The 9,227-nt window shown below is 43.1% G+C and carries 10 protein-coding genes; 7 read left to right on the top strand and 3 right to left on the bottom strand.

Annotated elements, in window-relative coordinates:
• The 7 genes from ACRCZA_RS09295 to fliB form a co-directional block, all read left to right on the top strand.
• Positions 1–453, top strand: a 453-nt coding sequence (locus tag ACRCZA_RS09295) for a DUF2920 family protein (RefSeq protein ID WP_438674165.1), incomplete at its 5' end; no start/stop codon positions are given.
• A 72-nt stretch (positions 454–525) separates the two neighbouring features.
• Positions 526–1,539: a UDP-N-acetylglucosamine 4,6-dehydratase (inverting) gene (gene pseB, locus ACRCZA_RS09290; RefSeq protein ID WP_438674164.1), complete on the top strand. Its 1,014-nt coding sequence runs from the start codon at positions 526–528 to the stop codon at positions 1,537–1,539.
• An 8-nt stretch (positions 1,540–1,547) separates the two neighbouring features.
• Positions 1,548–2,708 carry a UDP-4-amino-4,6-dideoxy-N-acetyl-beta-L-altrosamine transaminase gene (gene pseC / locus ACRCZA_RS09285; RefSeq protein ID WP_438674163.1) on the top strand — a complete coding sequence of 387 codons (1,161 nt, stop codon included), beginning with the start codon at positions 1,548–1,550 and terminating at the stop codon, positions 2,706–2,708.
• Between the two features lie 3 nt (positions 2,709–2,711).
• Positions 2,712–3,395 (top strand): pseudaminic acid cytidylyltransferase, encoded by a 684-nt coding sequence (gene pseF, locus ACRCZA_RS09280; RefSeq protein WP_438674162.1) that lies wholly within the window; start codon positions 2,712–2,714, stop codon positions 3,393–3,395.
• 7 nt (positions 3,396–3,402) lie between these two features.
• Positions 3,403–3,843 carry a GNAT family N-acetyltransferase gene (locus tag ACRCZA_RS09275; protein ID WP_438674161.1) on the top strand — a complete coding sequence of 147 codons (441 nt, stop codon included), beginning with the start codon at positions 3,403–3,405 and terminating at the stop codon, positions 3,841–3,843.
• Positions 3,837–4,901: a pseudaminic acid synthase gene (gene pseI, locus ACRCZA_RS09270; RefSeq protein ID WP_438674160.1), complete on the top strand. Its 1,065-nt coding sequence runs from the start codon at positions 3,837–3,839 to the stop codon at positions 4,899–4,901. The genes ACRCZA_RS09275 and pseI overlap by 7 nt, the downstream gene beginning before the upstream one ends.
• Before the next feature lie 10 nt (positions 4,902–4,911).
• On the top strand, positions 4,912–6,090 hold the full coding sequence (gene fliB, locus ACRCZA_RS09265; protein ID WP_438674159.1) for a flagellin lysine-N-methylase: 1,179 nt from the start codon (positions 4,912–4,914) through the stop codon (positions 6,088–6,090).
• Between the two features lie 265 nt (positions 6,091–6,355).
• Here fliB and ACRCZA_RS09260 read toward each other — a convergent pair whose 3' ends face one another.
• From ACRCZA_RS09260 to ACRCZA_RS09250, 3 genes are all read right to left on the bottom strand, one after another.
• The gene (locus ACRCZA_RS09260; RefSeq protein WP_438674158.1) at positions 6,356–6,637 is read right to left on the bottom strand and encodes a hypothetical protein; all 282 of its coding nucleotides are present in this window, start codon (positions 6,635–6,637) and stop codon (positions 6,356–6,358) included.
• On the bottom strand, positions 6,630–7,925 hold the full coding sequence (locus ACRCZA_RS09255; RefSeq protein ID WP_438674157.1) for a motility associated factor glycosyltransferase family protein: 1,296 nt from the start codon (positions 7,923–7,925) through the stop codon (positions 6,630–6,632). Before ACRCZA_RS09255 ends, ACRCZA_RS09260 begins: the two co-directional genes overlap by 8 nt.
• Before the next feature lie 163 nt (positions 7,926–8,088).
• Entirely contained in the window at positions 8,089–9,105 is a 1,017-nt protein-coding gene (locus tag ACRCZA_RS09250; RefSeq protein ID WP_438674156.1) for a hypothetical protein, read from the bottom strand.
• Between the last annotated feature and the right edge of the window lie 122 nt (positions 9,106–9,227).

Here is a 9,227-nt window from a genome sequence, read left to right as displayed (position 1 = left end):
ATATCACCTTGGACATTAAGTGCGGAGCAGCCAAATACCTTTAACGCATCCCGCGCGCAAATTCGTGGTTTTTCCTTAGCACAAATACAACAAATGGCGCAATTAGGTGGCACGGATACCAGCTATGTTTTTTGTCACGCGATTAATGACAGCATTGCTCCGACTAAAGATAAAGTTAGTATGGCTTCCGCAATGGTCGATTGTGGCTTTAAAAATTTACAGATGAACGTATTAAACCAATCGAATATCGACGGTGACCTAATCAAATCCATGGAACATGGTATGGGGTTATCGATGCGTAAATTTTTCGCTCTTGCGTACGCCATGATCAATCAGCACGGCCAGCCATTTAGCGCCAAGCCCAGCCTAAAAACCAGCTACCTTTGTGATAAAGAAACTTATCATTTTGACTATAGCAATACAGCAGTGACTGCTTACATTACTGCCTGTTAGTGTTTTTTAGTCATGCTGAATAATCCAAAGATAAGCAATTAGCAGGCATTCACTATAAATAAAGAGTTTTCTATGTTAAATCAGCAAAGCGTTCTAATCACCGGCGGCACTGGTTCATTTGGCAAGCAGTTTATTAAGACCATTTTAACGCGCTATCCTGATGTAAAAAAAATCGTGATTTATTCCCGTGATGAATTAAAGCAATCTGAATTGCGTTTAAATTACCCAACCGCACTGTATCCACAGTTGCGCTTTTTTATCGGTGATGTACGTGACCGCAATCGCATGGAACAAGCCTGTGAAGGTATTGATGTCATCATCCATGCGGCGGCGATTAAACAGGTCGATACGGCGGAATATAATCCGACCGAATGCATTCGCACTAACGTAGATGGCGCAGAAAACGTTATCAATGCCGCGCTTAAATGCGGCGTGAAACATGTGGTAGCGTTATCTACCGATAAAGCTTGTGCACCAATTAATCTATATGGCGCGACGAAACTCACTTCCGATAAATTATTTACCGCGGCAAATAATATTAAAGGCTCACGCAATATACGTTTTAGCGTCGTACGTTATGGCAATGTCATGGGCTCGCGCGGTTCGGTTATTCCGTTTTTTCTAAAAAAACGGGCCGAAGGCATTTTGCCGATAACACACCCGGAAATGACGCGCTTTAATATCTCTTTGCAAGCTGGGGTAGATATGGTGATGTATGCACTAAAACATCACTTGGGCGGTGAAATTTTTGTCCCTAAAATTCCTTCTTATAAAATTCTCGATATCGCCGAAGCCATTGCGCCTGAATGCCGTACGCAAATTGTTGGCGTGCGCCCGGGCGAAAAATTGCATGAAGAGATGATCACCGATACCGATTCACTAAATACCATAGATTTAGGCAAGTATTACGCTATTTTACCTTCAGTATCATTTAGTCATAACGAAGCCGACTATTTAACGCACCATAACGCCCAAAAAGTACCGTTTGGATTTAAATATAATTCAGGTACCAACACCGAGTGGGAAACAGTCGCATCATTACGCGAACTAATTAAAGTTCATGTGGATAAAAGCTTTAGTGCGTGAGTTAACCTATGATCCCTTACGGCAAACAAGAAATTAACCAACAAGATATTGATAGCGTCATTGCGGTACTTGAATCAGATTTTTTGACGCAAGGCCCCAAAGTCCCCGAATTTGAAACCTTATTAAGCCGATACACCGGCGCTAACCATGCACTCGCTGTGAATAGCGCGACTTCAGCCTTACATATTGCTTGCTTAGCTTTAGGCCTTGGGGTTGGTGATTATTTATGGACTACTCCGATTACTTTTGTCGCCTCGGCAAATTGCGGCTTATATTGCGGCGCAAAGATCGATTTTGTCGATATCGATCCGTACACTTACAACTTGTGTCCAATCAAGCTGGAAGAAAAATTAAAAGCGGCCAAGGCAAATAACTGCCTCCCAAAAATAGTCATACCCGTACATTTATCTGGTCAACCATGCGATATGCGAGCAATAAAAAAACTCAGCACTATCTATGGCTTTTATTTAATTGAAGATGCCTCCCATGCGATCGGTGGCCGCTATCATCATGAGCCAATCGGCAACTGCCGTTATAGTGACATTACCGTATTTAGTTTTCATCCGGTAAAAATCATTACTACTGCAGAAGGTGGCGCAGTCACAACCAATAACCCGCAGTTAGCGGAAAAAATGGCTTTGCTACGCAGTCATGGCATCACCCGCGACCCCGCAAACATGCAAGGTGAAACACACGGTGACTGGTATTATCAACAAATTGCGCTTGGCTTTAACTATCGCATGACCGAATTACAAGCCGCTTTAGGCGTGAGCCAAATGCAGCGGCTTGATAGTTTTGTAGCAAAGCGTCACCATTTAGCCCAGCGCTATAACGAACGCTTAGCTAATCTACCGCTAACACTGCCCTATCAATTGCCAAATAGTTATTCTGGCCTACATCTGTACATTATAAAAATCGACCTAACCTGCATCAAGTTAACCCATCGACAGATATTTGATGCACTGCGGACTGCCGGTATTGGCGTTAATGTACATTACATTCCCGTGCACAGCCAACCGTATTACCAAGCATTAGGTTTTAAACAGGGCGATTTTCCTAATGCCGAAGCTTATTATCAAAGTGCCCTATCTTTGCCGCTATTTCACACCATGACAGAATCGCAGCAAGATAAGGTTATCGCTGCGCTGACTGTTATTTTGCAAGGTTAATATATGCCTATTGCCATTATTCCTGCCCGCGGCGGCAGTAAACGCATTCCGCGCAAAAATATTAAGTTATTTCATGGCAAGCCGATGATCGCGTGGTCAATTCTTGCGGCACAAAAATCTGGATGTTTTGCACGCATCATTGTGTCCACGGATGATGCTGAAATTGCCGCGGTAGCGCGAGAATATGGTGCTGAAGTGCCGTTTATACGCCCAGCAGAGATTGCTAATGATTATGCAACAACCAGCGACGTGCTATGCCACGCTATTACTTGGTTAGCCGCACAAGGGCAATACCCAGAACTTATCTGCTGTCTTTATGCTACGGCACCCTTTGTTGCACCTGACGATCTACGCCACGGTTTAGACCTACTGACTAACTCCCCTGCGACACAATTTGTTTTTAGCGCTACACGCTTTAATTTCCCGATTCAACGCGCAATAAAAGTCAATGAACAAGGTTGCGTGAGCATGTTTTCCCCCGAACACTTACTGACGCGCTCTCAAGATTTAGAAGAAGCCTACCATGATGCCGGTCAATTTTACTGGGGGCGGGCTAATGCTTGGTTAGCTAAGCAACCGGTATTCGAAAAAAATTCGCAGATCGTTTTATTGCCAAGTTTTCGGGTGCAAGATATTGATACTCTGGATGATTGGCTTAGGGCAGAGCAGTTGTTTGCGCAGAGGTGATTTCACGATGCAGCTTGAACTAAAAAATGCATCGTTAATGGATGCAGATTTAATTTATTTTTGGCAAACACATCCTAAAACAAGGCAATTTGCACTGAATCAAAATGCGCCATCCTGGCCGGAACACTTCGATTGGCTGCAGAAAAAACTAGCCTGCACAGATGATCTTTTTTTTATTATTTATTGCGCCAATAATCATCAATCTGTCGGTGTTATTCGTCTAGATAAAATATTTTGTGAAAATTATTTGATATCAATCTACGTCTCACCTGAACTGCATGGCAAAGGTATTGGCAAGAAAGGCTTGCAGTTAGTTAATGAGAAATTACCTTCGATTATCATTCATGCAACAATACTAATTAAAAATAGAGCATCCCAAGCAATTTTCACACAAGCAGGTTACAAAAGAATATCTGCAGAAAAATTTATTCGAGAACCATTATGCTAACAAAAAACAATAATTCCATCTACATTGCAGGCAGGGCAATTGGAAATCAGCACCCCCCTTATGTTATAGCTGAATTATCCGCCAACCATAACGGTGATATTAATCGTGCATTTGAAATCATGCTGCAAGCAAAAAATGCTGGTGCCGATGCAATAAAACTACAAACCTATACAGCCGACACTATTACTTTAAAATCCAATACTGATGAATTTAAAATACACGGCGGCTTATGGGATGGTAAAAATTTACACGAGCTTTACTCTGAAGCGCAAATGCCTTGGGACTGGCATGAACCTCTATTTAAAAAAGCTAAAGAACTAGGCCTTACTATTTTTAGCTCTCCTTTTGATTTTACCGCCGTTGATTTACTTGAGGAACTAAATGCGCCGGCCTATAAAATAGCCTCATTTGAACTGGTTGATTTACCGCTAATTAAGCGCGTAGCACAGACCGGAAAACCAATGATCATGTCAACTGGGATGGCCAATGCGAGCGAAATCCAAGAGGCGATAGATACTGCGACGGGTAATGGCTGCCAAGAGTTAATTATTCTGCATTGTGTCAGTGGTTATCCTGCGCCAGCGGAACAATACAATTTGCGCACAATTGCGGATATGCAGCAACGGTTTGGCGTATTAACCGGATTGTCTGATCATACCCTAGATAATGCGACAGCGATTGCTGCGGTCGCCTTAGGCGCTTGCGTAATTGAAAAACATGTGACGCTTGATCGCCGAGGCGGCGGTCCAGATGATAGTTTCTCTCTTGAGCCACACGAACTTGCCGCGCTGTGTAAAGATGCCAAGACCGCTTGGTCTGCACTAGGTAAAATAAATTACGATCGCACCGAAGCAGAAAAGGGTAATGTTAAATTTCGCCGTTCTTTATATGCTGTTCAAGATATCCAAGCGGGTGAGGCATTCACAAGTGAAAATGTACGCAGTATTAGACCTGGCTTTGGGTTAGCGCCTAAATTTATCGAACAAATAACACAACAAACAGCAACAATTTTTATTCGCAAAGGAACTGCATTATCTTGGCAGATGATTAGCAAATAAAACATGAGAGTTGAAAATAAATATGGCCATAAAGCATTTAACCCCTAATTTTTATAAAAATTTCCAATGCATCGGTAGCCAATGCGAAGATGATTGCTGCCACGGATGGACAATTAGCATCGATAAAAAAACCTTTACGGCTTATGAAAAACATACAAATCAAGAATTACGCCTCAAGGCCAAAGAAAACATAAAAAAAGTAAAAAAAAGTCATGGCCATTGGGGCGAAATTCAATTTAAAGAAAATGGTGCATGTAAATTTTTACAAGATGATGGCTTGTGCTTTATTCACCGCGTTGCTGGCGGTGAAGCATTAAGCAGTACCTGCAAAACCTATCCGCGCATGACTATCGACAAAGGAAATGAAATTAGGCATACACTTAGCCTATCATGCCCTGAAGTATCACGCCAAGTGTTGCTCGATCCAAGCGCTATGCTCTTGTCGATCACTGAGCGCAAAGGGCATGCCGTAGCTAAAACGCCAAATAATGCCAACACATTCTTGCAACAACTAGCCTGCCATATAATAGAAAATCATGCGCTATCGATAGAGGTTCGACTATGGATTATTGGCATGTTGGTACATCGTGATGATAGCAAGTTATCGCATATTGATTTTATTAATCAACTCGCCGAAATTGATGAACGGGATGGCCTTGAAACACATTTTTTAGCACTAACTAAAAACCATACTTTACATTGGTGGGCATTACGTGCATTAAGCAATGTTCTGCTGGGTTCAACTAATAAAAATCGCCGCGGCTATGGTCCGATGTCACAATGCCTAGATGCTATTTTTAACTTTTTTTCTCAAGATAGCGATGGCAATAAAATTGAAGAGCTATATTATGAATGGCAGCAAAAATGGCAACCTTGGTTAGCCACGCGCCCGCATATATTAAATAACTACCTGCGTTATTGGGTGTATCATCAAGATTTCCCAAGTGAAAATGAGCCAGCGCAAAATAGCTATCAATTACTCGTAGCTGATTTTTTTCTATTACGAGCTTATTTATGTGCTTTGACTATCGCTGGGGCTGAACCATCTGAGCAATTAATGATTGGTCTATTCTATAGCTACCATTCACAACGCCTGCATAACAGCACGTTTGCCGATGCGGTGCGCAATAGCTTGAATCAGTCAAACTTAAACAGCGATGCTGCTATTTATTCAATGCTTAAATTGTAATTTATAACATTAAATATCGGGGCTGCACTGATGCGAGCCCCGTCAAGTCAAATAAAAATACTTTTGGCAAGTTTTATTTTTCTAACAGGAACCAAGTAATTTTATCCTGCGGCGCCCAGTTGTCTCGTTTATATATAACGCATTTTAGGACACCTATCACCGATTGATGCTATGCAAACATGGCAGAAAAAGCATCCTAAAATATTTGTAAAATCGGAGCATAAGTCACACAATCTTGCGGGCCGCAACACATAGTCACCACCTTTTAGCTGCCATTTAACTCTACTTTTAACTGCGAAATTAGATGCGGCAGTTCGAATTCAAGATAATCGCACATACTTGCCCAATCATGCTTTTCTTGGCAAGATAATAGTTCTTTGGAAAAAAATACAACCTCTGCTTTCAGCGAGTCACTTAACATTGGAACAAGAGGAATAAATAACTCCAACATGTTCGCACAGTAAAAACATGCCAATTCATCATTTACATCACGTATATTTTTTACAAGTATTTTAGCTCCATTGATAAAGCTCTTTTCATTAATCATCTGCTACAAATTCCTGATTATATGTTGTACCTTGAATAAACGCACCTTCTCTACTGGCATTTAAAAAACTAACCCCAGGATTAAGCGTAATCAAATGCTCCATATTATTTAAGTAGGTGCAAAATGATAGGAGGGTACGAACCTGCTGCCCACGCCCGTTAATGACTTGTCGCCGGCCATAGGTTGCTTTCGAGCCAATAGTACCATCATCCCAACCAGTATGGGTTTTATCATAAGGATAAGCAAAATCAGCACCGAATAATGTTATTTTTTTAGCGCCCATTTTAATCGCGACATCTACCGCTGGATGAATAACACTCCCCCCCATAAATAATTCAACTCGCGTAAGCGTTTTCTTTAATTCGTCATAATTTTTATTTCCTGCTTCATAGGCACCATAGCGCGGACCTCGCCACTGCTCTAATACTTTACGCGCAACCATTGGAATATAGACAAGATTAATGTCCATCGATAACTCAGGGACTAATATTTCTGATGTGATATTAAAGTCTACCGTCATAACAAAGTCAGGCTTAATTCCATAAGCCATCAGTGGTTTAAGCGCTGTGTCTAATGCAAAAAATAGTGGTCGATCTTCTTTCTGTCTGACTTCTTTTAGCTTTTCTAAATTGTCAGCCAGTGTCGGCCCTGTCGCTAGAATATAGACCTCTCGGTCAACAGCATACGAAGCTAACCCTTCCACACTCAAGTCGCGTTGTAATAATTTAAAGTTATCATTAATTCTATCTTTAATTTCTTGGCTAAAAAACGCCTCATTGTTGCCCGGTGTCCGCATATGGATCATGATTCGGTCACGGGCCTTCGCGGCTAGACTGTCTGCTAGTTCAAGTTCTTGTGGTAAGAATACATAGGGTGAAACTAGCGTAGGCACTGCTGGATCTGGCAGACGTAACATCACGCGAGGATTTTTTAGCCAATCCATCTGCTCCGTCAGATTTAATAATAAAGAAAAAATCGCAGAATTCATAATGAAGACATGGATGTTTATTAATTTTTTATTTTTTAGCAATTGTCTTGGTATATCACCAAGCCCAACCCCATACACAGCAACGCCGAGATCATTTTCAGTTAGTTTAGCGATTACCGCCTTAGCCTCAGCCTCACGATCATGCCGGCTAGTTAATTGAATGCCATTAATTGACAGGGTTGAGGATAAGCCTTCGACTAATTCCGCAGGTACGCTTGCAATATCTTGGGCTTCGAGGTGTTTTAATATTTTTGGCCAACGCCGGCCGATTATTTTGGAATTTTCAGCAAAGTAGTTCATTGGTATATTTCCAGTTAGATTTAATGCGTTAATGCTGATTCTGTTGCCACACCGTTCGCGGATGGCAACCTCACCGCGATTTAACTTAATAACGCATGAGGTATGAGCAAAACTCGTCAGCGCGCGCCATGGTTAAAAAAGCCAACCTTACGGTTGGCTTTTTTTAACTCAGTAACGCCACCACGTTTTGCCGTGACACGTTCGCCTGCGCCGCTAGGCTGGTCATGCTGCTGGTAAAGCCGTGATCGCCAAGTTGGCTACTTAAGCGATCTTGCAGTTGCCCCATTTGCTGTGCGGATGCGCTGCCAGTACGCACACGTACTTGCGCCAGTTGTTTGGCCGATTCAAGCCGAAAGGCCTTCAGCTCTCGAATCGAGCGCTCAATTTCCATCATGACTTTTTGCAGGCGCTGGCGTTCTTGCACTATGTCACCTGCGCTAATGCCATTGCCCAGTTGGCTTAATTGCCCAGGGGTTTGCTTAAATTGCACCGGCACCGGATTACCCGCCGGCACGCGAATACCCTGGCCACTAACTAATACCGGCTCATCTAATTTGCGTTTGTGCGCTTCCGCCACCGACAACTCAAGCTTACCCAGTTCGTTTAACCTAGCTTGGATTTTTTCTTTACGCAGAGATTGGTCAATCGTTTTTACCGCATCCATCGGCTTGGCGTTGGCAGGTAAATTGATTTCTTGCGCGCTGCCCGCGGACGGGAAGGCCATCACTAAGCGTTCAGCGCTATTTTTCGGTGAGACCAAGTCTAATTGGTCAGAGCCATAGCTAAAACGCTGCGCATTCGGCGCTAGCAGCATGCGCGGCTTAAGCGCCGCCGTTAGCGGCCCTTTCGGTGTCGTCACATGCGCTTCTAACTGCTTTAAGCGATTGGCGATCTCGTCGCCATTCACTTTTTGCCGCGATAACTGCTGATCAAGCCGACGCAGTTCCATCATCACCTGGCTGAGGGCCCGCTCACTCCCTTGCGCATCGGCAATTTTTTGCTGTGCGCCACCGATCAACGACCAACGGTCAAGTCGATTGATGTCTGGGCTACGTGGGGCAGAGTTTTTTGCGCCAACTGATTTTGGCTGTTTCTCTTTGCCGCTGCGCCCTTGCAAGGTGGGTTGCGTTTGGGTTTGGGCTTCATTCACGCTACCGCTACGCGTGGCAGGTATCCTCATTTCGGCTCCTTCTGAGGCGTTATCTCATGTAGTCAAACAGACTCAAATCATTCATTTTCACAAACGCCTGCTGTTGAACTTGCAGTGCCGCCATTACTTGCGCTTGCTGCGAAATCGCCGTG

The sequence above is a fragment of the Shewanella sp. genome (assembly GCF_051658185.1).
Lineage (GTDB): Bacteria > Pseudomonadota > Gammaproteobacteria > Enterobacterales > Shewanellaceae > Shewanella.
The sequence above is the reverse complement of the archived record's forward strand: the minus strand, read 5'-3'. Positions and strand labels throughout refer to the sequence as shown.